Raw genomic sequence first — 26,174 nt, 5'->3', positions numbered from 1 at the left:
TCGGAATTTTGTTGGCTATACTCTTCCCATACCCCCATGCGGGGGGTATGGGTTAATCGAGAGAACATGTGAGAATGCAGTATGACGATAGATGTGCATCAGGAAAAAGAAGCCGGGCGCACTATGAGCCAGGCCGCCTTTGCGATTGAAGGCATGACCTGCGCCTCTTGCTCCATGCGTGTGGAGAAGGGGCTGAAGAAAATTCCCGGGGTGATCGACGCGCAGGTGAACCTGGCGACAGAAAAGGCCACTGTGACGTATGATCCTGAGCTAACTGGCGTCGAGCCGATGGTACAGAAGGTGGAGGCTGTGGGCTACAAAGCCATTCCCCTGGCTGCTCCTGCCATATCACCTTCAGCGTCCGAGCATAAGATGCAAACGACGCTGGCCCTGGAAGGGATGACCTGTGCCTCCTGCGCCATGCGGATTGAAAAGGGTCTCAAGAAGGCCTCAGGCGTTATGGATGCGCAGGTGAATCTTGCCACCGAGCGTGGCGTGGTGACCTATGATCCGACACAGACCAATCTGGATGCGCTGGTGCAAAAGGTGGAGGCCATTGGGTACAAAGCGGAGCCGCTAGAGCGGACGCCTGATAAACCAGGGGTCCCTACTTCTTCTCCTGCGCATCAGGAAATAAAACATCCTCCTAGTGGCCAGGAAGACGAGCGGGCACAAAAGAAGCAGGCTGAACTGCGACGTAAGCGGAACCTGCTCATCCTGGGTATCGTGTTGTCTCTGCCGGTCGTGATCCTGAGCATGTTTTTCATGGGTCGCTTCGCGGGAGAGAATATGTTGTTGTTGGTGCTCACGACGCCTGTCTGGGCGCTTGTGGGATGGGAATTCCACCGTGGGGCACTCAAGACGCTGCGCCACGGTAGTGCCAATATGGATACACTGGTCTCGCTGGGCTCGACTGCCTCGTATCTACTGAGCGTGGTCGCCACGTTTTTCCCACAGCTTGTAGGAGGCATGACCTTCTACGATACGACGGCGTTGATTATTACCCTCATCTTCCTGGGAAAATACCTGGAGGCGCGCGCGAAGGGGCAGACCAATGATGCCATCAAAAAGCTGATCGGCTTGCAGGCTCGTACCGCCCACGTCTTGCGCGATGGCCACGAGATCGATCTGCCCATTGAGCAAGTCCAGGCGGGTTGGACCCTGCTGGTGCGTCCTGGTGAGAAGATCCCGGTGGATGGTGAAGTGGTTTCTGGTCGCTCTTCCGTTGATGAGTCGATGATTACCGGCGAAAGTATCCCGGTCGAAAAAGGTGTAGGTGACGCGCTTGTTGGTGCGACGGTGAATCAGCAGGGGCTCTTGCAGATGCGGGCGACCAAAGTCGGTGCAGATACTGTGCTGGCGCATATCATTCGGATGGTGGAACAGGCGCAAGGTTCCAAGGCTCCTATTCAGCGCCTGGCGGATACCATTTCGAGCATCTTCGTTCCCATCGTGCTGATCATTGCGGCCCTGACCTTTCTTGCCTGGGCCATTGTTGGTCATACTATCGGCATTCCCATGGTGGGCATGAGTATGATGGACACCAGTAGTAGCAACGCCTGGATTACCGCCATCGTGGCGGCAGTGGCCGTCCTGGTGGTGGCCTGTCCCTGTGCGCTTGGCCTGGCGACGCCGACAGCCATTATGGTGGGGACAGGCAAGGGTGCCGAACAGGGCATCCTTATTAAAGGCGGCGAAAGCCTGGAGCGTATTCAGGCCGTGCGAGCTGTGCTATTGGACAAAACGGGGACAATCACCAAAGGGAAACCCGAACTGACGGATCTGCTTCCCCTTTCTGATCTGTCTGAGCAAGAGGTGCTGCACCTGGCGGCACTGGCGGAGCAGGGATCGGAGCATCCGCTTGCCGCAGCTATCGTCGAGGGGGCCAGGAACCGAGGACTTGCTCTCAGCCACTATCCTGAGCATATCACCGCGTTGGCTGGGCGAGGCTTGCAAGCCATGGTGGAGGGGCGTGCGCTCCTGATCGGAACACGGAGCCTGCTTGGCGGGCAGGGCATTGAGACCTCTGGCGCGGAGGAGCACCTGACCCAATTGGAGGCTCAGGGGAAAACGGCCATGCTGATCGCAGTCGACGGTCGGTTGGTTGGTATTGTCGCAGTCGCCGACACGATCAAAGTGGGGTCGCAGGAAGCGGTGGCGCGCCTGCATGCGCAGGGACGACAGGTCTGGATGATTACCGGGGACAATCGGCGAACGGCTCTGGCCATCGCCGAGAACGTTGGCATTCCCGCCGAGCATGTGCTGGCGGAAGTGTTGCCCGGCGATAAAGCCACCCAGGTCAAACGGCTGCAGGAGCAAGGCATGCTGGTCGCGTTCGCTGGTGATGGCATCAATGATGCCCCGGCCCTCGTCCACGCTGATGCCGGGATCGCGATGGGGACGGGAACCGATGTGGCGATGGAGGCATCCGATATCACGCTGGTCAAGGGGAACTTGAAGAGTATCGCGACGGCGCTGGCCCTCTCGCAGGCAACGCTACGCACCATCAAGCAGAATCTCTTCTGGGCCTTTGCCTACAATGTGATTCTGATCCCAACGGCGATTTTGTCCCCGTTGATCCCATTCCTGAAAGAGCAGGCGCCGATTTTCGCGGCCGCCGCCATGGCGCTCTCGTCGGTGACGGTCATCAGCAATTCGCTGCGCTTGCGCCGCTTTGGCCGCTCGCGCGAGGTATAGAGGGCTGGAAAGGGAAAGAGAGGAATAGACATGAAACAACGATCCTTGATGACACTTGGGGCTCTTCTGCTGACGCTTTTCCTGGCCGCGTGTGGAGGCTCACCAGGAAACACGGCAGAGAAGACGTCAGGCATCAGTGTCCCAGTAAACGAAACAGACTTCCATATCGATTCCGCGGTGACCAGTTTTTCTCCTGGCACCCGATATCACTTTGTCGTCACGAATAATGGGAAGACCGCTCACGAATTCATGATCATGCCGTCATCGCAAGGCAGTATGGGTGGGATGTCGATGGGTGACATGGATCACATGGCGCTTGCCTCGCTCGGCAATGTGAAGCCAGGCGAAACTAAAACACTGGATTATACTTTTCCATCCTCGTCTGCTGGTTCGCATCCCGAACTGGCTTGCTATCTTCCAGGTCACTACGAAGCTGGTATGAAGCAGAGCGTCGCTGTCACATCATAGAAGCATGATGAAGGAATTGGTACTTTCCTGCTATGACGCTATCAGGAGCGCTTGCCTTACTATCGCCAATGATACTATATGGTATAATAGGCAAGAATAAAACTTTTAGTGCGTATGAAGCGTATCTTTGCTCTTTTGTGCATGCAAGGGAGTGCATCGCTTTGTTCATGTTGAGGTTTGCTCGAGAGGGCGAGAGGGAAATGGTGTAAGGGAGAACTACATGAATGCGATCCTTCTTTCATTTGCGACCTTTTTTTCGACGTGTTTTGGGGGCCTGTTTGCGCTCCGTTTTCGCAGCAAGTTGCATCTCATTATGGGATTTACTGCGGGCGTCCTGATCGGTGTGGTCTGTTTTGATCTGTTGCCTGCCATGTTTGAAGCGATGGAAGGGCTCTCCCATGGTATGCGGGTGAGCGCCTTTGCAATGCTGGTTGTGGGTTTTCTGTTCTTTTATATTCTGGAGAAGCTATTTCTTCTGTTGCAGGCGCGTCAAGGTCGGCAAGACGTTATGACCCACCATCATCCAGTGATCGGCGTGGCTTCTGCTCTGGCGTTTGCGGGCCACAGCTTTTTAGAGGGGATCGAAATAGGCGCCGGTTTCCAGGTGAGTCCGACCCTGGGATTATTGGTCGCGTTCGCCGTGATCCTGCACGATGTTGGCGATGGTCTCAATACGATGACACTGCTCTTGCTGAACAAGCTCACCAGGCCCCAAGCGTTTCGCTTGCTCCTGCTGGTTGCGGTGGCGCCGATCCTTGGGGCGGCATCAACGCTTTTGATCAAGATTCCTGAAGGACAGATGCCCTTATACCTTGGTTTCCTGGCGGGATTCCTGCTCTATATTGGCGCCTCTCACGTCCTTCCAGAAGCCCATCAGGAGAAAAGCAGTATCTTCACGCTGGTGCTCACCGTGCTTGGCGCCGCATTTGCGTACGTCGTCACCACTCTTATTGGGTAAGTCTGACTGATGCGCGACAACTGAGGCAGAAAACGGAGCGATTGCCAGAGCTTTGTGCTTTGCTGTCTTTCATGATCGTCAGGGTATAAAGCTCCAACTGTTCATCCAATCATACTCTTGTATCAGCGCTTTCTTCATCTGCATAGAAATGTATTACACACAGAACTTTCTTTATTCATGACTTGCAATATGCGCAGCTTTTATGGTACGCTTTACCCATACCCACCGGGTATGGGTAAAGCGTACTGTGCTCAAGGAGTGAGTCAAGGTAGCACTCTTCTTTTTCGAAACGTTTTCCCGGGAAGATGGGTTGGAGCGTATGATGGAAGGAGCAGCGCAGTGAGGAAAACACGGATCCAGCGATTAGATGGCAAAAAAGTGGATGTGGTTCTTCACCTTGGAAATGTGTTTGTTTGTAGTCATGGGCTGTGTTGTGGAAAAGCTGAACGTGGTTATGGACCTGACTTGCGTGAGCTTCATCAAATGGAGTGGCATCGGCGGAAGCTAGGCAAAACGGTGTATTTGACCCAATCTGGTTGCCTTGGGCTCTGCGCATTGGGAAATACAGTTTTGCTGATCTTTCAGGGACATCCCCTCTGGTTTCACTCTTTTAATACTGTAGAACAGGTCAGTGCTCTCTATGACTATATTGAAGCTATGGTCATAGCAAAACAATGTTTGCCTGTTCCAGATACGTTGCGTGATTCAGTGCTTGAAAAGGGGCTTGAAAAGGGAGCACTGCGTGATATGACATCCCTGGTTGCGCCCTTAGAAGAACCTTCTGGCTCTAAGATTTGTGCATGCGAATAAATTATAAAAACATCTTCATGTTTCGTAGGCTCGTTATTCGTAAGCATCGACTGAATCCCCACTGATACGCATGAAATAATGGTTTATAGAAACGACGATATTACCATCATGATGGCGTTTCAGCGTAAGCCTGCCTGTTCGTTTTGGTGAGATAGCAGATCGAACGACCATATGATGGGGCAGGAGCCGAGATAGACTGCTTCATCAGAATGTACTGACGTGTAGAGCGTAAGTAAGTCCTGAGTTTGAACTATCACAGGGAGTTAGATGATGAGGAAGAGCCAAAAGCGTCTTCTTTTTCTGTGCGCCCGTCGCTCCGTACGTGAGTTGATGGCCGCGAGTTTGCTTGCAGCGCAGGCTCACGTTGAGTGGGATATCTGGATTGCACCTATTCGCGTTGTAGAGGCAGATGTGGCACTGGCGCGTCGAGTTTTAGAAGAGGTTGACGTCCCGTTCACTGCATCGCTTCAAATAGCAGAGCCGTCTTTCCATCTTTTCTGGGATGAGGGAATTGTGCTGTGTAGTGGCGCAGCTGACCAGTGACCGTTCATTCCCAACGCCGGTCGGCGCCAGGTATGGTCTGTTGAAGATGTGCCAGGAAAAGAATTATCCACGGAAGATCAGGTTCTCGTGTATCGCCGCATTCGGACCGCGCTGCTCCAATCCATTCGGTTCAACTTGCTGCTTCCCAGACGTTTAGCTCTGTTACCACAGCGGAAGTAGTTCCTTTGGTACCTCCTGGCGGTAGCACAGTGGGAAATCACCGCTTGCTATTGTGCGAGATGCGAATTCAGGCTGGTTCCTCCTTGACATCATTCTCATATTCAATATAATAATTGAATATGAGAATGAAAGGAAGCATGACTGATGCATACTGAACAGAAACACGTCTTTAAACATCTTGTCTATGAGCAGTTTGCTCGTGTTGGCAAGGCTCTGGCGCACGCGCATCGCCTCGCATTGCTGGACCTTCTTGGGCAAGGTGAGTACAGCGTCGACGCTTTAGCCAGAGAAACGGGCCTGCCACTTGCTACTGTGTCACAACACCTCCAGATTTTACGTGCGGCACGTCTGGTCGAGGCGCGTCGTGTGGGAGTGTCTATCTATTACCGCCTGTCATCAGAGAGCGTCAGTCAACTCTGGCTGGCGCTACGTGCGTGTGGGGAAGACCAGCTTATAGAGATTGAGCATCTGGTGACTACGTTTGTGCAGGACCGAGCCGCTTTGCATCCCATGACCATTGATGAACTGCGTGAGGCGCTCGGAGAAGAGCGAGTCACCTTACTCGATGTTCGTCCGGCAGATGAATATCAGGCAGGGCATCTGCCTCAGGCGCGCTCGTTGCCAGTTGCTGAACTGGAAGCGCGGCTGGCTGAACTGCCTCACGATCAGGAGATTGTGGCCTACTGTCGCGGTCCCTACTGCGTGTTTGCCGATGAGGCTGTGGCCCTTCTGCGTGCCCGCGGATACCAGGCCCGAAGGTTGGAAGAGGGTGTTTTAGAATGGCGCACGCGAGGGTTGCCCGTCGCTACTGGAAAGGGGTAAGATACATGAACACCATTTCTGTTGAGCAATTGCGTACCTGGCTTGACGAAGGACGCCCCGTGTCAATTGTCGATGTCCGTCCTCTGGCCCAACGCCAGGAATGGGCTATTCCCGGGAGCCTGCATCTGGACGCCTACGAGGCCCTCAATGCTCACGACGCGCAAGCACTGGCCTCCCTTGATCTGGATGGTTCTCGGCCAGTTGTGACCGTCTGCGCCGCGGGGAAAACCAGTCAGATCGCCGCCGAGCAATTGCGTGCTCGTGGGCTGCCGCAGGTCTTTTCGCTGGAAGGGGGGATGCAGGCGTGGAGTCTGGCCTGGAATAGCGCAACCATTCCGCTGCCGGACTACTCTCCCCAGGTGATTCAGATGCGCCGCACAGGCAAAGGATGTCTTTCGTATATGATCGGAATGGGAGCGGAGGCTGTAGTCATTGATGCCTCGTTGGACCCGCAGATCTATCTCGATAGCGCTGCGCGCCATGGTTGGCAGATTACCCGTGTCCTGGATACCCATATCCACGCGGATCATCTCTCCCGTTCACGCGAGCTTGCCAGACAGAGTGGGGCCATGCTCTTGCTGCCAGCGCAACAGCGGGTGAGCTTTCCCTTTACTGCCATCCATGATGGGGAAATGTGTGGCATCCCTTCTCTTCGTCTCATGGCGTTGCACACCCCTGGACACACTATGGAAAGCACCTGTTACCTGCTCGATGGGCACATCCTGTTTACAGGGGACACACTCTTTCCAGCCAGCATTGGACGTCCCGACCTGGAAGCGAATAAAACGGAAGCGCTGTTGCGGGCACATGCGCTGTATCAGAGTCTGCACCGACTCCTGGCGTTGCCCGCTGACACGCTTGTACTGCCCGGTCATACCAGTGCCCCGGTCCCCTTCGATGGGGTGCCCCTCATGACAACGCTGAGCGAGATCGATGAGCGGATCGACCTCTTGCACGCCAAACGCGCTGATTTTGTGGACACGGTGCTCGCCAGGCTTCCGGCGCCTCCTTTCAACGCCGCTCGGATTGTGCAACTGAATGAACAGGGCGTGCTTCCAGAGCAAGCCCTCACCGAGCTAGAAGCGGGGGCTAATCGCTGTGCCATTTTCTAACACGAACGCGCGCGTGCAGTCACTCCAACTCGGTCTGCGCGCAAACTGGCGGCAATTTAGCCTGCTGGTGCTCATTAACGCCTTTGTGGGCAGCATGGTGGGCCTGGAGCGTACCATCCTGCCCTTACTGGCTGAACACGACTTTGGGGTGGCCTCCAAGACGGCGATCCTCTCCTTTCTGGTCAGCTTCGGCCTGGTCAAAGCCCTCGCCAATCTCTTTGCAGGCCGCCTGGGGGACCGCATAGGGCGTAAACGTGTCCTGGTGCTGGGCTGGTTGATCGGGTTGCCTGTTCCATTGTTGATCATCATTGCACCTTCCTGGGGATGGATCGTCTTCGCGAACGTGCTTTTAGGGATTAATCAGGGCTGGTGCTGGTCCACGACGGTCATCATGAAAATTGATCTGGTGGGGGCAACGCGCCGCGGTCTGGCAATGGGTTTCAACGAGGCGGCGGGCTACCTGGCTGTCTCGGCGGCAGCATTGGCGTCAGGCTACCTGGCAACGACCTATGCGCTCCGCCCGCAGCCCTTTTTCCTGGGTATTATTTTCGCTGGGGCTGGACTGGCGCTTTCCTGGTTTGGCGTGCGCGAGTCGCGTGACTACGCCGCCCTGGAGGCGCTGCAGATGCAGACGGCTACCCAGGATGGCTTGAAGATAGATGCGACACCGCCTCTGCCCTCTTTCGGTGAGATCGTGGCGCAAACGTCCTGGAAAAACCGGACGCTGTTTGCAGTGTGCCAGGCCGGGATGGTCAACAACCTCAATGATGGTCTCTCCTGGGGGCTATTTCCCCTCTATTTTGCGAGCCGCGGACTGGGAACGGAGCAGATCGGGCTGCTGGTCGCAGCCTATCCAGCGGTCTGGGGTATAGGGCAGTTGGCGACTGGCGCGCTCTCTGACGCGTGGGGTCGCAAATGGTTGATTGTGGCCGGGATGCTGATTCAGGCTCTGGGGTTGATGCTGATTATGCTTGTCCACACCTTCTGGCCCTGGTTCTTCGGCGCAGTGCTGCTCGGGGTTGGGACCGCTTTTGTGTACCCAACTCTGTTGGCGGCGGTAAGCGATGTGGTCCATCCCAGCTATCGCGCCACCTCTGTCGGTGTGTATCGCCTCTGGCGCGATAGCGGCTACGCGGTTGGTGGCCTGCTGGCCGGTGCGCTGGCGGACCTGTTAGGGATTCCCTGGGCGATTGGTGTGGTAGGAGTGTTGACCTGCCTCTCTGGCCTGGTGGCAGCCGTCTTTCTGCGCGAAACCCTGATCAGGCGCGTGCCCGACCCTTCAACGAATAACCCTCTCCTTTTGCCAGATGGAGCCGGTAAAAAGGGAAACGATTGAGCGTGCTACACGTATGGATTCCTTACCCATCGACCGTTGGGGATCTCGTCATCGTAGCCCGGCGAAATCCAGTCTGCCGGGCCGTTCCACAACACATCATTGACGGATGCTTGATCCGGGACAGGAAATTGCATCGTCATCCCGATAGGATGCCTCTCATATCCCTTCTGCTACTCATAGCGCCTGACGAAATCCATCGCCCAGTACTGCCATGCGGTGGAGTCGCCCCAGTCAACCGGACCGGACAATCCTAGTGCGTCTACGAAGCCCTGATCGACAGACCCGCCTCCCGACGATTCATTGGCAACCTCGTAGAGAACGTTGGGCAGATCAGCAACGGTATCGACGACCTTACGCAGGTATATCTCCTGCAACTCCTGGACACGTGGATCGAGTGGAAGCACCTGGTAATCAACGATAGAGGTGATCGCGATCTCGTTAATGTTATTCGCTGCGTGGAAGGGATGGCCCTCGACGTTGTCAGGTGGGGGCCAGGTGAAGCCCCCAGCCATCGAAGAACATGACTGCGACATAGATGCCTTCTTTGCCCGAAGCAACTACACGCTCACGGAGCCGGGCGAAGTAAGCATCGTCGAATTGGGAGAGATCAAACTTCGGCTTGCCGTCTTTTGCTAGCCTGCGAGCCTGTTAGGTAGACTGCCTTCTGCTCACCAGATGCGTTGGAAGCAATGGTGAAATAGCGTGGGTTGGTGGTACAGACCACCAGGGGCCAGGAGCATATCCAGAAAAAGCGGAGGTGATGGGATGTGGCTCGTGTAAATCATGCAAAGAACCCTCCTTTGTTTTTATGCAGAAAACTCCGTGCTCTATTTGTGGATGAAGCTGCATCAGCTCACCGCTTTCTTTACAAGCGCAACGATTTTCGCCTCTACTTCAGCATTCATTTCCTTCAGCGCGAAGTAGACGGGCCACAGGGAACCTTCATCGAGGTTCGCGCTATCGTTGAAGCCGATCGTCGCATACCTGGTTTTAAACTTTTGCGCGGGTTGGAAGAAGCAGACGAGCTTGCCATCCTTTGCATATGCGGGCATCCCATACCAGGTTTTCGGTGCGAGGACTGGCACGCTCACTTTGATGAGCTCATGGAACCGCGTGGCCATCGCGCGATCCGGTTCCGACATCTCAGCAATCTTCGCGAGTACGTCGTTTTCTCCTGCCTCCCTATCCCTGGTAGCGCGTTCTTCCGCCTTCCGCTCTTTCGCGCGCTCCTTCATTGCGGCTCGTTCCTGGTCAGAGAATCCTCTAGACTGCTTGTTGATCGCTTCGGCGCCCCTGGCGGATTCCTGTGTGACGTTCTTTTCAGCCTGGCTCATAAAAATCTCCTCTTTTGTTAAAACCTCAGCGCAGTTCGACTGCGGACTTATGCTATTCTCGTCATGCATCGCCTCACGTAGCAGTGAAGCCACGGGCGGCATTCTTCAAGTATGCTCTCTCAGATTGAGTGTCCTGGATGCATCGGCCCGTTTCTACTCAAGAGCCCTGCTGGCTCTTCCATCTTTTCCGGATTGGCCCACCAGTATCAGAGTATATCGTTGAAAACGCGCTTTCTACCGTTAACTCGAATAAGATGTAATGATCCTGTGGCTGATACCCATAGGTAGTAGCAATCTCCCGCATGGCTGGACTATCAGTGAGAAGAGCATGCCCTACCAGCCGAAACTCTCCTTCGCCACCATCATTGCCACTCACTCCACAATGCAACGCATAGCCAGAACCCCGCTGTAGATCATGCCCTTTCGGAGAGGTTGGCTCCATAAACAAGAAAAGGTGTCCCTCGCCTATAATTGGCGTTACAGGATGAACGCGTGGCATTCCGTTGTAACGTACCTGGTACAATAGACGGTGAAAGAAGAGAGGTACGGAAACATGGCAAGCAAGCGGAAAACGTATACGCCGGAATTTAAATTTAAAGTCGTCATGGAAAGCTTTCAGCGCGAGACCACCCTGGAAGAAGTGTGCCGAAAGTTTGGCCTGGCCAGCTCGGTGATCAGCCGATGGCGTCAAGAATTTCAACAAAAAGGGCCAGAGATTTTTGCCGATCAACGCGATCCCAAAACACGGAACCAGTCACAGGGCCATGCACCAGGAGAATCTCCTGAAGAATTGAAGCAGCTCATTGGTGACCTCACCGTGCAAAATGATCTGCTAAAAAAATCCCGCGGGCTACTGGGCAATTAAGCGCACATGAGAAAGTGGAACTTGGGCGAACCCTCTGCGCTTCTGGTGGTCCGATCAACAAAACACAACTCGCCCGTGCTCTTGGTATCGCTCGCAGTAGTCTGTATCTGCAGCTTAAGCGACCGCAGATGGATAAGCAGCTCGTCGTCGCAATTGAGGGTTGGCAGGAACTCGATGACACACTGGGGCATCGCAAACTAGCGAAGCTCATCAACACCGGAAAGAATCGCGTCAAACGAGTGATGCACAAATATGGCATCGCCGCTCGACGCAAAAAGAAGAAGTATGTCTATCCTGGCAAGGCGACGCAGACGGCTCCAAATCTAGTCCGAGACATGAGCGAGGAGGACACGCACCAGGTGATTTTTTCCGACATTTTTGAAGTGCATCTCGCGGATCAATCACGCGTACGAGGCTGTTTTGCCCTGGAGAAACAGACGCGCCAAATCTTCGGGTTAGCTTTTGATTATCATATGCGCGCCGATCTGGTGACCAGCGTCATTGAGACCATGACCTTTCCTACGGCTGACGCCATTTGGCATAGCGATCAAGGCAAACAATATGGAGCACAATGTACTCGAGATCTGTTGTTGCAAAAAGGATTCCTGCAATCGATGAGTCGTGCCGGCACGCCCACGGATAATGGCTATGCCGAGCGTTTTGTGGGCACCTTCAAGCTCGCAGTAGCTGACCGCCGTTCGTATCACAGCCTGGGCCACTTTCTCGGGGCGGCAGAGGCATGGATCAATTTTTACAATACGTTACGTCCCCATGAGGGCGTCGGCAATTGTTCACCCCTGCGCTATGCGCAAGATCATCAGTTGCATGGTGCTCCCTTGATTTCCTTATGAGAACGTCTTTTTTACTGGGTACTTTACACGTCAGCACGAACGGTTGCCAGATACGCAGGACCACTTTTCAATCGGGTCTCACCAAAGGCAGAGAGTTCTGGTTCAGCGAGTGCAAAATCTTGCCAGGATTGTCTCATATGTTCTCCTGATGTTTCTGCTTCACTTCGTCTCAATTGGTGCACTGCCTCGCCTGATCCAGTCTCGTTCAGAAATTTTTTATCAGCCATTGTCATAACCAATCTTTCAATTGTTGTAAAACAGTGATTTCCTGATTTGAATTGGGCATACATGCTCAAATACCATTGTTCTTGCTCTCGACCGTTTCAAGTGAAAGCAGCGTTAAGCCAAGACGGACGATCTGTAGGAGTACTCCATGCAGAGCGGCTTGATCTGGTAACGTTCCCGAGAGCAGCGTTGTCCCGGTCTCATGCTGTTCGATGCAGAGCCCGCCAAAGCGGTCTTGCCAGGACGGGTCCAGGTGTCCCTGGATCCGTATTGTGTAGTACATGTGCCCCTCCACATTCTGCGTGTTTTACGGTCTTCGTGCCGTGCTCGGAAAAACGAACCGGTACGATCATCAGGATCGTCTCCCCTCGTCTTCATAAAGAATAGCAGAACGCCAGCCATTCCACAGTCGCCAAAAGGATACCAAAGGGAGTAGCCGCTGAGGAGAAAGAGCACCTGTTGGGAGGAATCTCGTTAGAGCAGGGAGCGAGCCCGTGCCAGGGCAACCGCCTGGGTTCGGCTGGTGGCTCCTAGTTTGCCGAGCAGGTTGCTGACGTGCTTTTTGACGGTGGGGAGCTCGATCACCAGGGTCCGGGCAATGTCTTGATTCGAGGCTCCTGTGTCCAACAGGCGCAAGACATCCTGCTCACGCTGCGTAAGGGAAACGCCCGGCGTGGATGAACTGACGGACTCCTGCCGGGCTGGGGAGGGGCCAGGCACAAGCGCGGGTGTTGCTAGCAGAGATCTGTTTGTGTCTGGCCCCTCCTGGGCAATTGCGGTGAGCAACTGCGAGATGTAGGCTCTCGTAGAGGCAGCCGGCTCGTGCTGATGGGGATGTGGGGAAAGGAATGCCTCAAGTGCCTGGCGCATTGGTTCGCCTTCATCCAGGTACACGCGCAGGTAGCCCTCTGGTTCTGTCAGGGCAAACAGGCGCACCGCAACCTCGTAGGCTTGCTCATTCTGGCCTGTGTGGTGTAGCGCCACCATGTATTGGGTCAGATACGTGAGGGTGATCCTGCTATTGGCTGAACGACTCAGATCCTCGCGAAAGCGCTCTAGCAGCTCCAGCGCTTCCGTCCAACGGAGCGCTGCAAAATATACCCGTATCACGACTGGGAACGCATCATATATGCTACGTTCCCATTTCCCTTCCGGAAAGACAATGCTCATTGCCCAGTCGATTGCTTCCATCCTTTGTCCCTGGGCTAGCCACCACTGTGCTCGCGTGATGGGCAGCCAGTCCCGGTGGTGATATCCTTCTATCTGCTCAATTTCTTGCAGCGTTTGTTGGACAGCAGAGAGGTCTCCTCTCGCCAGGTCGACTTGTATCAAGTGGATGTATCCCGAAAAGAGTAAATCACTCTGCTGCCAGGTAGCGGCATCCTGAATGACCGTTCTCAGCCAGTCACGCGCCTCTTCCAGCCTATTCCACTGGTACAACACCATCGCCAGGACATCCTTAAAGTATCCTTTAAGCAGGGTATAGCTCGCTGTCTGATCAATCAGTTCGAGGGCGGTCAGACTCTCCTGATAGGCCAGGTGCAACTGTCCCGCCTCTTCTGCCGAGAGCGCCAACCACTGTATGACTCTGGTGGCCGCAAAGTGGCTTCCCGACCGGCGTACTCGTTGCCTGGCGTCTAGCAGTTGCGGCAAAAGCCTGGCTCTCTCTTGCCGGGCCGTATAGTAGACCACGTTACAGAAGAGCGGAAGCATGTGCCAGATGATCTCCTCGTCCTGGTCAAGCTCCTGCATTTCTTGATGGAGGGCAGGCAGGCGCTCAAAATCTGAGGCCTCTATCGCCTCATACAAGGTCATCCCCGCGCGTAACAGGCATAAACGCCGATGCAGCCGAGCCTCCGGAGCCTTGCTCGCCTCTAAAGTCAAACCTGTGCGCGTCGCCAGGATCTCATTTGCTTGGTGCTGCAAGGCGGTTTCGACCCGTGCCATGAGCTGTCTTACCTGCTGGTGACGACTTTTGCGTTGCTCACGGGTCGAATAGGCGATGGGGTGGAGCAGGTAGAGCGCTGTGGTGAGTGCTAAGTTGGTGTGTTTGTGCACCAGTGAATCAGGTAGCGCCAGGACCCAGCGTGCCATCGTCGCCGCCTCCCCGCGCATCCAGAACTGCTCAACAGTTTGCTCCATCAGCCGCGCGGCCATAGCAAAGGAAGCCCCAGCAAGCGCATGGGTAATGGCCTCGGCCCACTGCCCCTCGGCCTCATAAAAGTCAGCGGCCCGGCAATGCAAGAGCGATACCATCTCTGGTTGGCTGGTGTGGAGCGCTGAGAGCAGGGCTTCACGAAAGAGATCATGGAGCCGATACGTGCGCCGCTCCTCATCCAGAGGGACCAGGAAAAGGTTTGCACGCTCAAGCGAAGTGAGCATGTGCTGGCTGGCCGCCTTCGTGGGTGCGGCGGTGACGGCCTGGCACACGGCAGCGTCCAGGCGCGAGAGAATGGCGATGTGGAGTAAAAAGTTGCGCATATCGGGGGACAGACGCGCCAGGATGTCCTCTTGCACGTAATCGAGCAGATACCGCTGGCTCCCGGTTAATGTCTCAAGGTATGCGCTGCGATCCTCACGCTTCTGCATCGTGAGCGCGACGAGATGCAGACCGGCGATCCAGCCTTCCGTTCTACTCACCAGCCGCTGCAACTCTTCTTCCGAGAGCGGCGGGGAGAGCAACTTATCCAAAAACTGATTCGCTTCACCCTCCTGGAAGCGCAACTCGTCCGCACGAATCTCGGTCAACTGCCCATAGGCTCGTAAACGCGCAAGAGGCAGGGCCGGATCTACACGGCTGGAGAGGATCAGATGCAGATGCGCGGGCAGATGCTCCAGGAAGAAGGCCATCCCCTGGTGAATGACCGGATCTTCGATCACCTGATAATCGTCCACAATGAGGATGATCGAAGCTGGATACACCTGCTGGCTTTCTATCTCATGGAGAAGCACGGAAAGGCAGGAGGGAAGCGGCGGTGGCTGGGGCGATTGCAATTGTGCCATCACGTTTTCGCCAAAGTCTGTGGTCAGGCTGGGGCAGCGGCGCAGGGCCGCGATCAGCGCGACCCAGAAGCGCGTTGGGCTGTTGTCCAGTTCGTCCAGTGAGAGCCAGGCCACCTGCGTCTTTTTTTGCCGGTGCGCCCAAACCGAGAGCAAGGTGGTTTTGCCCCAACCCGCCGAGGCGGAGAGCAGAGCCATAGGGGTCGAAAGCACCTTATCGAGTGCAGTCAGCAAGCGTTCGCGCTCCACCATGGCTTTCGGCAGTCGCGGCGGAGTCAGTCGGCTGGAGAGCATCATCCCCTGCTCTGTTGTGGTCGCAGACGGTTGCGTGTGCAAGAGCGAGCACGCCGTCTCTTCTAATCGCGAGAAACTGAGGTTTTCCGTTTGCCCGAGATAGCGTTTGCGAGTGCGACCATCTTTAGTCTGGTACGCATACCAATATGCACCCCCACGTGGCCTCTGCTCCTGATAGACATTGAGAGAGCCTCTTGCGCCGTGGAAGGCAAAGGAGGACGATCCTTGGAGCCAGGCTAGCCAGGTGGCTTCCTCCGCTGGCTGAAAACGTTGCTCAAGCCGGCCCTGAGTATACAACTCGTAGAAGCGCTGCTCTTTGGACCAGATCAGGGCGTGAAGAGGTGCTCTGGACATCGAACCTTCCTTGTGTCTGCATTGTTCCCAATAGCCCTTCCATTCCTCCCAACAGAAGGCAAGTATACCAAAGAGGAGACGCACCGGCAAGGAGCAGCTCTTCGACGTGACAACCCGATCTGCCCACTTCCTTTCCTTTGTATTCAAGCGGTTGGATAACCTGATAGCCATTGGGGAAAGCCGTCATCGGGCCAAACAGCACATCCGCTGCTATGTGCCTGGTTTGGCTACTGCTGTGTGGTGTCCGCGCTGTGCTGTCGGTACTGGCGCTCGACCACGGTCAAAAAGTAGCGAGTACGGGTGGTCAGTTGTGCTGCTGTATCTGCGAACGCCTGCCCATTCTCTTCTTCCTGGGCAGGATCAGGAATGCTCCAATGGATGCATTCAGACGTTCCCGGCCAGGCTGGACACACTTCGCGCACGCGATCGCATACGGTGATTACATAGTCGAAATGCTGATCCTTTACTTCATCAAGATGTTTGGAACGCAGGTGTGCCTGATCGATCCTCAGGGAGGTTAACACCTGAAGCGTGGAAGGATGAATGCCGGTCGGCTCGGTGCCGGCACTGGCAACTTCAACCCGCCCTTTGCTCATCTGACGCAGTAAGGCTTCAGCGAGCAATGAGCGAGCACTATTGTGGGTGCAGAGGAATAGCACACGCAGTGGTCGTTCCGGCCTGGGCCACTGTTGTGGATCAGATGGCACCTCCAGACTCCCAATGGCGGGGTGCAGAACAGCACCAGCACTCAGGTAGAGTGCGCGCAGCGTTTCCAGGTCCAGGCTGTAGTACAGCGACCGTTCGTCGGCGGAACTGCGTCGTTCTTTGATCAGGTGGTGCTCGCGTAGTTGACGCAGGTGATACGAGACGACATTTTGAGGCTCATGTAAGATATGAATGATTTCCTGCACGCTGCGGTCGCTCTGCGCCAAGAGCGTGACAATGTTCCATCGTAACTCATGCGCGAGTAACTTCAGGAATGCGGGCATGCTGGCGGTTGAAAGAGGTGCGTCCATCATTCTGCAGATTCCTTGTGCTGTCTACTGTTTACCGACGTGGTTGGTTTGAGGTTGGGAGTCGCTCGTAGCCATTGATAGAGCGCGGCCCCCAGGCATGTCCCAAGGATGGGGGCAACGAGATAGACCCATTGATCGTGCCAGGTCCCCGCTATAAGTGCTGGCCCGAGTGAGCGTGCGGGATTCATCGAGGCGCCACTGATGGGTCCGCCCCACATGGCATCCAGGGACACCGCGGCCCCAATCGCCAGCGCTGCCAGTTGCCCAACCGCCCGGGTATCAGTGGCAACCGAGATAATGACCATCATTAAGACCGCCGAGAGCAACACCTCTAATCCGAACGATTGCCAGACTCCCCCTGCCGGTATCGTGGCTCCGAGCGAGGCGATAGGACCGAAGAGCCCGCGCAGGAGCGCCGCTCCCAGGACTGCTCCGAGCATCTGGGCCAGAATATAGAACGGGACCTGCCTCCAGGGAAAATGGCGTGTAACGGCAAAGGCAATGGTGACTGCCGGATTAAAATGCGCGCCCGAGAGGTGCCCCGTGGCAGCGATCATGACCATGATAATCAGACCGAAGGTCAGCGCGACGCCAACATGTGTGAGCGAATGCGTCAATGCATCAACCATGATAGCTCCGCAACCCGCTGTCACCAGGGCAAAGGTGCCAGTAAACTCAGCTACCGTTTTTCGCGACAATGATGTGTCTTGCATCAGGCTTCTCCTGACGTGGTGAACGCTTCAACCCAGGCGCGCAACTGGCCCTCGAGAGCATCTCGTACCTGGCGAAATGCGGCCAGCCGCTCCTCATGTGTTCCCTTGACCGCTGCCGGGTCCGGAAAGCTCCAGTGAATGCGGATGGCTTTTCCAGGGAAGATAGGGCACTGTTCGGCTGCCTGGTCACAGACGGTGATCACATAATCGAATGGCTGTAGAAGAAACTCGTTGAGATGCTTGGAACGATGATGACTGATATCAATAGCGCGTTCAGCCATGACTTGAATAGCCAGCGGATTGACTTGAGAAGGTGCGGTACCCGCGCTGGCCACCTCTATTTGCTCATCAGCCAGGTAGCGGAGCCAGCCTTCAGCCATCTGTGAACGAGCGGAATTGCCAGTGCAGAGAAACAGGACGCGTTGTCTCATGATAGGTTCCCTTCAGGTAGCATGGTCGTCAGAACATGATGCGCAGCATAGCCACGAACTTCTGGTACGCATCTACCACGGCGCGATTCATTACAAAAAATATTGATACAAATAAATTTGATGTAATTACGATAGCAGAAAAAAAGATCCTCTACAAGGGGTAGCGCATATTTTTACAGAGAGATTTCTATTCACTGTTTTTATCTTTAGTTATTAGTATCGTATGTTTTATTGTATATAGTATCTTAGTCTTGATTGATGAAGTTTTTCCTGATGATATCAAAGAAGATCTCTCGGACAATCCCATCGAGCTATTCGAGCCCTATTAGAAGGGAGCCTGAAGAGGATAAGTGTGGAATGGTGAGGTGATTTCTATGCAATGGCTTGCCCGTATCGTGGCCAGTTCAGCACCAGCGGCCACCATTCTGGTGCGTGTGATCGTTGGAAGTGTTTTTCTCTCCGAAGGGTTACAGAAGTTCCTTTTCCCGGCGCAGCTTGGGGTGGGGCGTTTTGAGAAGATCGGTATTCCCTGGCCGCATGTCATGGCCCCGTTCGTAGGGATCGTCGAGATCAGTTGTGGCGTGCTCATCCTTCTGGGTCTGTTTACCAGGCTCGCCGCTCTTCCTTTGATCATTGATATGCTTGTTGCCATCAGCACTACCAAGTTCCCTCTCCTGATTGAGCATGGTTTCTGGAACATGGCTCACGAAGCACGAATCGATTTTGCCATGTTCCTGGGATCCATCTTCTTGTTTATTGTTGGATCGGGAAGCTGGTCCCTCGATGCGCACGTGGCCCAATGGTTCCGAACCCATTCCCGAACGCGGCTCCGATTCAGATCAGCACCATCTCCGTAGCAGAAGCGAATGCATCACAGGAACGTCATGGTAGCCACCATTAGCCCTTGCGTTATCGGCAACCGCTATCGTATACTGATAGCGATTTGATGGTTGTTTGAGAAAGGGTGTGATCATGATCCTCCGTGATTTAGAGCTGGGCGCGATTCAAGCGCATATTCTCTATCATGCTACCATCGAGCCGATTTATGGCAGTTGGATGGCCGGTGAACTGGCTCACCACGGATATACGATCAGTTATGGGACGCTGTATCCCATGCTCCATCGCATGCAGCAGGAAGGGCTTCTGGTGTGTGAAGAACGACGCGAGGGCAGTCAGATGCGCAAGTACTATCGCGCGACCGAACAGGGGGTACGCGAACTTGAGCAGATACGCCACCGCATCCGCGAGCTCTACCAGGAACTGGTCCTGGAAAAGCCAGGCGCGTTATCAGAGCACCCTTCACCACGATATGGAGACGCCTAATGGTCATGACGATCTTGCTCATTCTTGTGGTCGTTGGCTTTGCCTGGAATCTGGGCGTGCATTATACTGGGGCCGTTATGGGTATGCCCTACGCCGCACGCTCAATCTCCCTGTGGCCTGCACTGATCCTCATTGGGATATTGACGATCCTTGGTGCCACCTTTGCCAGCCATGGAGTGGAAGCGACGGTGGGACAACAGATCATCGACAGTCATCTGGTAACGATCCCTGATGCGCTGGTGATTGTGCTGGCTGCCGGAGCACTCACGCTGCTCTATAATTACTGGAAAATTCCCACCTCCACGATTCAGATTCTGGTCTTTTGCGTCGTTGGGGTTGGACTGGCCGGAAACATTCCGATCGCCTGGCAAACCATTGGCAAACTCGCTATCGTCTGGGTCTGCGCGCCTGTAGTCGCCTTTGGACTGGGCTTTCTCTTTACCCGCCTGCTCGATCTCATCATCCCAACAGAACTGGCTAGAGCTCAGACGCAGGCGCTGGCCCAGGAGGATGCGCAGGCACTCAACCATCGCTCCTGGTTCGCGCGTGCCTTTCCCGGCGTCGCGCTCCCGCAAGAGGTATTTCCCTTGAAGAAGGCGCCCGTCTCCCAGGTGACCCTCTTCGCGTTGCGCTGGCTCCCGTTCTTGCTGGTCTGCGTCGGGATGGCGGCCTCGTTTGTCCTGGGGGCGAACGATGTCTCGAACGCGACCGGGGCCTTCATCCTCACCCACCTGTTCTCCTTTTTGCTGGCAGGTTTCATTGGTGGCGTCGCGATGGCGGTTGGGACGCTGACATGGGGACGGCGCATTCTCAATACGGTCGCGTTTGACGTCGTCAAGATGGACCTGACGATGGCCAGCGCTGCCCAGGGCGTACAGGCACTCGTGGTGCTGATTGCCGTGACACTGGGTTTGTTCACCTCCATGAATCAGGCCCTCATCGGCGCGATGGCTGGTACAGGGTTTGCCCGTGGGCGCGAAACTGTTCAGCGCAAGCAGATGCTCGGTATTCTGCGCGGTTGGCTTATCGGTCCGCTCTCCGGTCTGACGCTGGCCGTTCTTCTCGAATGGCTGGTGCGGTTCGTGCTGCACCTGCGCTAATCATAGAACGAGGACATCTCGTGATGAAGGTGCACGCATGGGAGGGAGCGTGGTCGTGACTGGTCAAGGTATCCGGCGATAGGTCACTGGAAGATTGGCAGGTGAACGATGAAGCAGGAACCTTGACCCACCTGGCTGCTTACTTCTATTGAGCCCTCATGTTTGCGGACAATCCATTCAACAATGGAAAGTCCCAGACCTGTGCCACTGCTTCTGGTCCGCGTGCGCGAGGGATCCGCACGATAGAAGCGTTCAAAGATGTGCGGGAGATGTTCTGGTGCGATGCCGATCCCGGTGTCCTGAACGATGAACTGTACTTCGGACACATTAACCAGCAGGTCCACCTGGACCGAGCCGCCAGGATTGGTATAGCGGATCGCGTTGTCCAGTAGATTCAGCATCATTTGTATCAGCCTTGCCTCATCCCCAAGGAGCGTGACCGGTGGGAGTGTCTGGATGGAAAGGCGAATGTTTCGTTTGTGCGCCAGTTCCTCCGCATTCGCGACGACCGATTCTATAAGCGTATCAAGGCGGACCGTTTCATGTTCAAATTGCGCCTGTCCCTCATCCCCACGTGCCAGGGCCAGCAAATCACTGATAAGTTGCGAGAGACGCTCTGTCTCTGCAGAGATGCCCTGGAGCACAATACTATATTCCTGCGGTGTTCGCGACTTCTTCAGCGCTACATCCGCCTTATTGCGGATCACGGTGACGGGAGTACGCAACTCATGGGATGCATCGGCGACAAAGCGGCGCTGGCGGGAGAAGGATTCGTCAAGCGAATCGAGCATCCTATTGAGTGTCAGGGCGAGATACTGCATTTCATCGCGTACCGGGGGGACAGGTACCCGCTGGTGCAGATCACCGGCCTGGATCTTGCTGGCCGTTTCCGCTAGCTGTTTCATCGGCGCAAATGATCGGCCTGCCAGCCAATAACTGCCCAGCGCGCAGGATACCAACACGAGTGCACCTACCGCCAGCAGCGCTGCCACCAGTTGATGTAGCAGCGCATGTAGGGTGGCAAGCGACTCACCAACCTGGATCACGGCCAGAGGTTTGCCTGCACTCGTGAGTGTGCGGCTATAAAGGCGTACCTCTTGATCGCTGGTGGACAACACCGTTCCCTGCCAGGGCGTGCCTTGCAACGGCTGCGTGACGCTACTCTTTGGCGCTTGCAGGGTGTGAAAGGCGGGCGTTTCACCCAGCAACTTGCCGTGGGCATCCAGCAGGCGTACCAATGTGCCCTGATTGACCTCCGAAGAGATCGTGTCTGTCCCGTGGACTGCGGGGTCCAAACCGGGCAGCGCGAGGGTCGGATCATGGAGCGTGATGGTTCCCTGGTGCAGGACGAGTGAACTCGCGATCTGTTGAGAGCGCAGTCCGAGATCGGTATCCACGCTCGCTTCTAGAGAGCGTTCGAGGTATTGATAAAACACCACCCCGGTGAGGAGTAGAAGCACCGCGAACGCGATGGTATACCATGCGGCCAGTTGCAGGCGCAAACTGAACGGTACTGATCGGCGCAAAGTCGTGAGCAGTGATCCGAGGGACTTCATGGCAGTGGCTCCTTCAATCGATAGCCCGATCCCCGCACCGTCTGAATCAGGTCAGGTTCTCCTGCCGCACAGAGAGCCTTACGCAAATTGCGAATATACACATCGATGACGTTGGAGAGATTGTCCGCGTCGTAGTCCCAGATATGTTCCGCGATGGTGGTGCGACTCAAAATCTCACGCGGACGGCTCATCAGCAGATGCAACAGGGCGTATTCCTTGCTGGAAAGGGAAAAAAGCCGTTCGCCCCGCTTGCCTTCGTGGGTACGGGTGTCCAGGGCGAGATCGAGAAACCGTAAGATGGGGGAACGCTCGGATGCCTCGCGGCGCAGCAGCGCGCGCACGCGTGCCTCAAGCTCCCGAAAAGCAAACGGTTTGACCAGGTAATCATCCGCGCCCAAATCGAGTCCTTGTACGCGATGGTCCACTTCCCCGAGGGCGGTTAGAAAGAGAATCGGCATGCGTTTACGCAGCGCGCGCAGGCGTCGGCAGACCTCCCATCCATCGAGATCCGGGAGTAAAATATCTAAAATAATGAGGTCATACGGTACCAGACTACCCATTGCCAGCCCATCCTCTCCATTGGTGGCCAGATCGACGGCATAATGACACTCTTCCAGGCCCTCTTTCAGGTCCGGCCCCAATTCGGGATGGTCTTCGACAACTAATAAACGCACTCCTCCCTCCTTTGTTCCTGGTCGTGGAAGCTTTTATAAATAGAGCTTTTCTTTTGTACTGTACCACGTCCGGATGAAAAGGAGATGAACCTTCCCCATGTGGTACCACCTCTGGACGGTATCCGCTTTTCATAGTGGTCTGTGATAGACCCGATGCGCTGCAACGGAAGGGTGCTCTCCCTTCGGAGGCGTCCCTCCCTATTCGGTCAAACAACCAGGTACTTCATCTTCATTTCATTTTCACTTCATTCTCACTTCATGTTTGCCTGATATAGTGCCGGTAACAGATGAGCCAGATGCAGATGAGTCGCTGCGGGGGCAAAGGTATGTTTAAAGGAGAACCCGGTTATGTCCTGGATATTACATGAAAATTACCGTCTATTTATTGACATAAATCAATACGCTGGTCGTATCCCTCTTCTTGACCAACTCATGATTTTTGGGGCGAACGACCTGATCTTTCTCTGTCCGCTGGTTCTGCTGCTGTTGTGGGGGCGTCCCGCCTTTCTACGCAGGCGCGCCTTGCGTCCTGGGGAAGAAGAAATCATTCGGGCCTGTCGCACGACGTTTCTCTGGAGCATCGGAGCAGTCGTCCTGGCTATCGCGTTTAATGTGGGCCTTTCGCATATGATCTTTGAGCCGCGACCGTTTGTGAGTCATGTGGTCCACCTACTTATTGCCCATCCCGCCGATGATTCGTTTCCCAGCGATCACACCGCTGTCTCGTTCGCGCTGGCTGGCACGCTCGTGTTTTCATTGCCCTCGTGGCTTATGCATGCCTGGAAACAGCGCGTCACGCTCACAGAAGCGCAGGGATGGCGCACACTCCTTTTGCCGCTGATCTTGATGGGCGTGGCTGTCCTGATGGCATGCTGTATTGGCATCGCACGGGTGTTTGTCGGGGTCCACTACCCACTGGATATCCTGGGAGGTGCTGCCTCTGGCCTGGCGGCAGCAGGCATCATGACTGCTCTGCGCCGCCCACTGCGTGCCCCGACCGAAGTATTCTTGCGTGCCGCGTCCGCGCTGCGCCTGGCATAGTGGTTGTGGACTTTCAGATAATAGTAGCGTCAATATTCAACGGAATATTGACGCTACTATTATCTGAAAAGGGTTTTGACTCATGAGGATATCGCAAGCCTGATCATAAGGCGCACCAGTGCTGATGGATGCCTTTCCATTCTGTTTTTTCTAGAACAGAGAGGCGTATGCTGAGTTTTAAAAACCGCAGGAAGGATATCCACCACCATACCAGCCACCGAAGCGGCGATTGCCATACCAGCCATCGGAGCGACGATTGCCATACCAGCCATCGAAGCGGCGATCACCATACCCACCATCACCATCCCAGTCATTGTCGTAATTGCAGCCGTAGCCAGTATAGATGCCCAACAGGTTGCCCTGGAACAGGGGACCAAACGCGCCGTTGATGGTGGTCAGTGCCTCATCAGCTAACTCAAGTGTACCAATAGAGCTCTCGGAATGCAGCGCATGTTCATCACTTGTCAGGCTTTCGCGAGAGTTGACATCTTTCCATGTGCCTCTAAAATTTAGCTCCATGAACGTATCCTTTCTTTGTACAAACAATCATCAAATGAACGCGTATTAAACTTCATAGGTATCGTAAAGGCCATTATTCCGGTGATAAACCGGAGCCTATGCCGTGCAATTCAGGTACGTACTACAATAGTACGAATTACCTCGTATCAAGAAGTCCAATACCTAAATATAGTATAAAAATGGCGGAAACAAACGAGCGATGAAAAAGTATACGAGGATAACAATAAATTCATAAAGCAGTTCAATTATGTGTGGTATACGAATTGAATGGTGACAGAAAATTCAGCGCACATCAGTGATGGGTCCCATTTTTATCAACGCGTTTCGCCCCAGCGGTAGGTTTTTTCAAATGTTTCTTTTTTTTACTTGCTAACAAAAAATGAAGATATATTTATTTATTGGTTTATTGTTTTTCCTTATATATTGATCGCGCGATAAAGCTTGATACTTGTTGTTGTGTCCGGGTGTTTTCGTTGCAGGTGAAGATTGTGCGTTGATTGTGATTTTCGGTGCCAGTTCTGAGAACTGCGTGTGAGATGTGGATGCCATCCTCAAACCAGGAAATAAATAAATTTATTCATAGTTCCGCCAGCAGGATGCTTTCTACCAGCGTCCAATGAAAGTGAGGATGCCATGATGATGTGGGGGTATGGATATGAGCCTGGTTGGGTCGGGTGGTTGATGATGGGCGTGAGTAATATCTTGTGGATTGCGCTACTCGGTCTTCTTGTCTGGGCGGTAATTCGCTGGTTCGAGCGACGATTGAGTGCCTCAGGACCAGGTGGATCGGGCACCCCGGTTCGTGGTCCGTCCGCTCTGGAAATTTTGAGCCAGCGCTATGCACGAGGAGAAATTGATACCGCGACCTTTGAACAGATGCGCGAGCGACTTCAAACTGTGGATACTCAGCGCATGCTCCATGAAAGTCGGCCTTAATAGGCAAGGGATCTTCATAAGCGCGCATGCAGCAAGGCAGAGAGCATCTGAAGACGGGTTGGATTACCGAGTATCGCAAACAAGGTAGAGCAGGCACATGTGAACTCCTGGGCAAGCAGATGTGATCTTACCTCGCGCACCATCTCTGGATGAATGCAGATCTATGGCAGTTGGATAGCTGGCGAACTGGCTCACCACGTATATACGATCAATTATGGGACGCTGTATCTCATGCTCCGTGGTCACATATGTTGTGACCATGCGCCATGTAACGCCAGCAAATAGTGTGCCATCGTATGCGGAGTAAGAGGCATGTCATTCTCAAGCCACCAGGCTAGCAGGCTGAGGACGGCTCCTGCGAAACATTGCACTTGCATGGCAGGTGGATAGGTAAAGCGTTGGCCTGCCGGGACCAATTCATGCAGTCTGGCCGATGCCACTTCTGCGACATACTCCTTAACCAGTTTCTGAAATCGGCCGATGCCTTCTCCACACAGCATCAGTCTGTAGAACTGCTGATGTTGTGCGACATGCTCGAACAGACGGATAAAATAGGGTGGTGGACCATCTGGAGAGAACGCGCTGGGTGGCACATGCCCCTCTCCAAGTAAAGTTTCGTACATCTGGCGTATGCCTTGTTCGAGCAAGGCGTACTTATCCTCGTAATGCTTGTAAAATGTGGTGCGATGAACCATGGCTCGCTCACAAATATCCTTGACGGTAATCTCCTCGAATGGTCGCTCGGAAAGTTCCGCCATCAGCGCTTCCCAGAGCAATTTATGGGTACGCCGAACGCGCAGGTCTGCTTGTTCCTCAGTTGCCTTCATCGACACTCTCCTCTCTTGTGTCTCTTATCCTACAATGTTGCTATTTTTGCTTCTTGATTTGTGATGCTGTTTCTAGCATACTCGAAATAGGAACAGATGTAAAGTTACACTACACTGTGTAGATAATTGCGTTTGGGTAACAGACCAGATTGATCTCTAGCGTGACCTGTTCCTACTGGTAAACGAATT

Annotated in this window: 27 protein-coding genes; 15 read left to right on the top strand and 12 right to left on the bottom strand. The window is 54.5% G+C overall.

Annotated features, from left to right (window positions below; translation table 11 throughout):
* Positions 1-81: 81 nt before the first annotated feature.
* From AABA21_RS17830 to AABA21_RS17795, 8 genes are all read left to right on the top strand, one after another.
* Positions 82-2,697 (top strand): heavy metal translocating P-type ATPase, encoded by a 2,616-nt coding sequence (locus AABA21_RS17830; protein ID WP_338252498.1) that lies wholly within the window; start codon positions 82-84, stop codon positions 2,695-2,697.
* 30 nt (positions 2,698-2,727) lie between these two features.
* Positions 2,728-3,165, top strand: coding sequence for a hypothetical protein (locus AABA21_RS17825; protein WP_338252496.1), 438 nt, complete (start codon positions 2,728-2,730; stop codon positions 3,163-3,165).
* 220 nt (positions 3,166-3,385) lie between these two features.
* The gene (locus tag AABA21_RS17820) at positions 3,386-4,123 is read left to right on the top strand and encodes a ZIP family metal transporter (RefSeq protein WP_338252494.1); all 738 of its coding nucleotides are present in this window, start codon (positions 3,386-3,388) and stop codon (positions 4,121-4,123) included.
* Between the two features lie 339 nt (positions 4,124-4,462).
* Positions 4,463-4,933 carry a (2Fe-2S) ferredoxin domain-containing protein gene (locus AABA21_RS17815; RefSeq protein ID WP_338252492.1) on the top strand — a complete coding sequence of 157 codons (471 nt, stop codon included), beginning with the start codon at positions 4,463-4,465 and terminating at the stop codon, positions 4,931-4,933.
* 267 nt (positions 4,934-5,200) lie between these two features.
* Entirely contained in the window at positions 5,201-5,476 is a 276-nt protein-coding gene (locus AABA21_RS17810) for a hypothetical protein (protein WP_338252490.1), read from the top strand.
* A 324-nt stretch (positions 5,477-5,800) separates the two neighbouring features.
* Positions 5,801-6,478 (top strand): ArsR/SmtB family transcription factor, encoded by a 678-nt coding sequence (locus AABA21_RS17805; RefSeq protein WP_338252488.1) that lies wholly within the window; start codon positions 5,801-5,803, stop codon positions 6,476-6,478.
* Positions 6,479-6,483: 5 nt separating this feature from the next.
* On the top strand, positions 6,484-7,590 hold the full coding sequence (locus AABA21_RS17800) for an MBL fold metallo-hydrolase (protein WP_338252486.1): 1,107 nt from the start codon (positions 6,484-6,486) through the stop codon (positions 7,588-7,590).
* Positions 7,577-8,926: an MFS transporter gene (locus AABA21_RS17795; protein ID WP_338252484.1), complete on the top strand. Its 1,350-nt coding sequence runs from the start codon at positions 7,577-7,579 to the stop codon at positions 8,924-8,926. The genes AABA21_RS17800 and AABA21_RS17795 overlap by 14 nt, the downstream gene beginning before the upstream one ends.
* Before the next feature lie 170 nt (positions 8,927-9,096).
* On the opposite strand, the gene AABA21_RS17790 is transcribed toward AABA21_RS17795, so the two are convergent.
* Both AABA21_RS17790 and AABA21_RS17785 read right to left on the bottom strand, forming a co-directional pair.
* Positions 9,097-9,459, bottom strand: a complete 363-nt coding sequence (locus tag AABA21_RS17790) for a hypothetical protein (RefSeq protein WP_338252481.1) — start codon at positions 9,457-9,459, stop codon at positions 9,097-9,099.
* A gap of 315 nt (positions 9,460-9,774) precedes the next feature.
* Positions 9,775-10,260 carry an iron chaperone gene (locus AABA21_RS17785; RefSeq protein ID WP_338252479.1) on the bottom strand — a complete coding sequence of 162 codons (486 nt, stop codon included), beginning with the start codon at positions 10,258-10,260 and terminating at the stop codon, positions 9,775-9,777.
* Positions 10,261-10,813: 553 nt separating this feature from the next.
* Here AABA21_RS17785 and AABA21_RS17780 point away from each other — a divergent pair.
* Positions 10,814-11,125, top strand: a complete 312-nt coding sequence (locus AABA21_RS17780; protein ID WP_338247664.1) for a transposase — start codon at positions 10,814-10,816, stop codon at positions 11,123-11,125.
* Between the two features lie 14 nt (positions 11,126-11,139).
* The gene (locus AABA21_RS17775; RefSeq protein WP_338247663.1) at positions 11,140-11,976 is read left to right on the top strand and encodes an IS3 family transposase; all 837 of its coding nucleotides are present in this window, start codon (positions 11,140-11,142) and stop codon (positions 11,974-11,976) included.
* Between the two features lie 23 nt (positions 11,977-11,999).
* On the opposite strand, the gene AABA21_RS17770 is transcribed toward AABA21_RS17775, so the two are convergent.
* The 6 genes from AABA21_RS17770 to AABA21_RS17745 form a co-directional block, all read right to left on the bottom strand.
* Positions 12,000-12,209, bottom strand: a complete 210-nt coding sequence (locus AABA21_RS17770; protein WP_338252476.1) for a hypothetical protein — start codon at positions 12,207-12,209, stop codon at positions 12,000-12,002.
* 59 nt (positions 12,210-12,268) lie between these two features.
* Positions 12,269-12,484 carry a hypothetical protein gene (locus AABA21_RS17765; protein WP_338252474.1) on the bottom strand — a complete coding sequence of 72 codons (216 nt, stop codon included), beginning with the start codon at positions 12,482-12,484 and terminating at the stop codon, positions 12,269-12,271.
* Positions 12,485-12,675: 191 nt separating this feature from the next.
* Positions 12,676-15,849, bottom strand: coding sequence for a DUF6788 family protein (locus AABA21_RS17760; protein WP_338252472.1), 3,174 nt, complete (start codon positions 15,847-15,849; stop codon positions 12,676-12,678).
* A gap of 227 nt (positions 15,850-16,076) precedes the next feature.
* A complete protein-coding gene (locus AABA21_RS17755) occupies positions 16,077-16,868 on the bottom strand; it encodes an arsenate reductase/protein-tyrosine-phosphatase family protein (RefSeq protein WP_338252470.1) in 792 nt (263 codons plus the stop codon).
* On the bottom strand, positions 16,865-17,578 hold the full coding sequence (locus AABA21_RS17750; protein ID WP_338252468.1) for an MIP family channel protein: 714 nt from the start codon (positions 17,576-17,578) through the stop codon (positions 16,865-16,867). Before AABA21_RS17750 ends, AABA21_RS17755 begins: the two co-directional genes overlap by 4 nt.
* Positions 17,578-18,009 carry an arsenate reductase ArsC gene (locus AABA21_RS17745; RefSeq protein WP_338252466.1) on the bottom strand — a complete coding sequence of 144 codons (432 nt, stop codon included), beginning with the start codon at positions 18,007-18,009 and terminating at the stop codon, positions 17,578-17,580. The genes AABA21_RS17750 and AABA21_RS17745 overlap by 1 nt, the downstream gene beginning before the upstream one ends.
* A gap of 374 nt (positions 18,010-18,383) precedes the next feature.
* On the opposite strand from AABA21_RS17745, the gene AABA21_RS17740 reads away from it, so the two are divergent.
* The 3 genes from AABA21_RS17740 (at position 18,384) to AABA21_RS17730 (ending at position 20,432) form a co-directional block, all read left to right on the top strand.
* A complete protein-coding gene (locus AABA21_RS17740) occupies positions 18,384-18,866 on the top strand; it encodes a DoxX family protein (RefSeq protein ID WP_338252464.1) in 483 nt (160 codons plus the stop codon).
* A 115-nt stretch (positions 18,867-18,981) separates the two neighbouring features.
* Positions 18,982-19,332, top strand: a complete 351-nt coding sequence (locus AABA21_RS17735) for a PadR family transcriptional regulator (protein WP_338252462.1) — start codon at positions 18,982-18,984, stop codon at positions 19,330-19,332.
* Positions 19,332-20,432 (top strand): inorganic phosphate transporter, encoded by a 1,101-nt coding sequence (locus AABA21_RS17730; RefSeq protein ID WP_338252460.1) that lies wholly within the window; start codon positions 19,332-19,334, stop codon positions 20,430-20,432. The genes AABA21_RS17735 and AABA21_RS17730 overlap by 1 nt, the downstream gene beginning before the upstream one ends.
* A gap of 83 nt (positions 20,433-20,515) precedes the next feature.
* Here the strand turns inward: AABA21_RS17730 and AABA21_RS17725 are convergent, their stop codons facing one another.
* Entirely contained in the window at positions 20,516-21,988 is a 1,473-nt protein-coding gene (locus tag AABA21_RS17725) for a sensor histidine kinase (RefSeq protein WP_338252458.1), read from the bottom strand.
* Positions 21,985-22,662: a response regulator gene (locus AABA21_RS17720; protein ID WP_338252456.1), complete on the bottom strand. Its 678-nt coding sequence runs from the start codon at positions 22,660-22,662 to the stop codon at positions 21,985-21,987. Before AABA21_RS17720 ends, AABA21_RS17725 begins: the two co-directional genes overlap by 4 nt.
* 348 nt (positions 22,663-23,010) lie before the next feature.
* On the opposite strand from AABA21_RS17720, the gene AABA21_RS17715 reads away from it, so the two are divergent.
* Positions 23,011-23,703: a phosphatase PAP2 family protein gene (locus tag AABA21_RS17715; protein ID WP_338252454.1), complete on the top strand. Its 693-nt coding sequence runs from the start codon at positions 23,011-23,013 to the stop codon at positions 23,701-23,703.
* A 177-nt stretch (positions 23,704-23,880) separates the two neighbouring features.
* Here the strand turns inward: AABA21_RS17715 and AABA21_RS17710 are convergent, their stop codons facing one another.
* Positions 23,881-24,222, bottom strand: coding sequence for a hypothetical protein (locus tag AABA21_RS17710; protein WP_338252452.1), 342 nt, complete (start codon positions 24,220-24,222; stop codon positions 23,881-23,883).
* 633 nt (positions 24,223-24,855) lie between these two features.
* Here AABA21_RS17710 and AABA21_RS17705 point away from each other — a divergent pair.
* Positions 24,856-25,158 carry an SHOCT domain-containing protein gene (locus tag AABA21_RS17705; RefSeq protein ID WP_338252450.1) on the top strand — a complete coding sequence of 101 codons (303 nt, stop codon included), beginning with the start codon at positions 24,856-24,858 and terminating at the stop codon, positions 25,156-25,158.
* A 242-nt stretch (positions 25,159-25,400) separates the two neighbouring features.
* Here the strand turns inward: AABA21_RS17705 and AABA21_RS17700 are convergent, their stop codons facing one another.
* A complete protein-coding gene (locus AABA21_RS17700) occupies positions 25,401-25,985 on the bottom strand; it encodes a TetR/AcrR family transcriptional regulator (protein ID WP_338252448.1) in 585 nt (194 codons plus the stop codon).
* Between the last annotated feature and the right edge of the window lie 189 nt (positions 25,986-26,174).

The organism is Dictyobacter halimunensis (genome assembly GCF_036245075.1).
The sequence above is the reverse complement of the archived record's forward strand: the minus strand, read 5'-3'. Positions and strand labels throughout refer to the sequence as shown.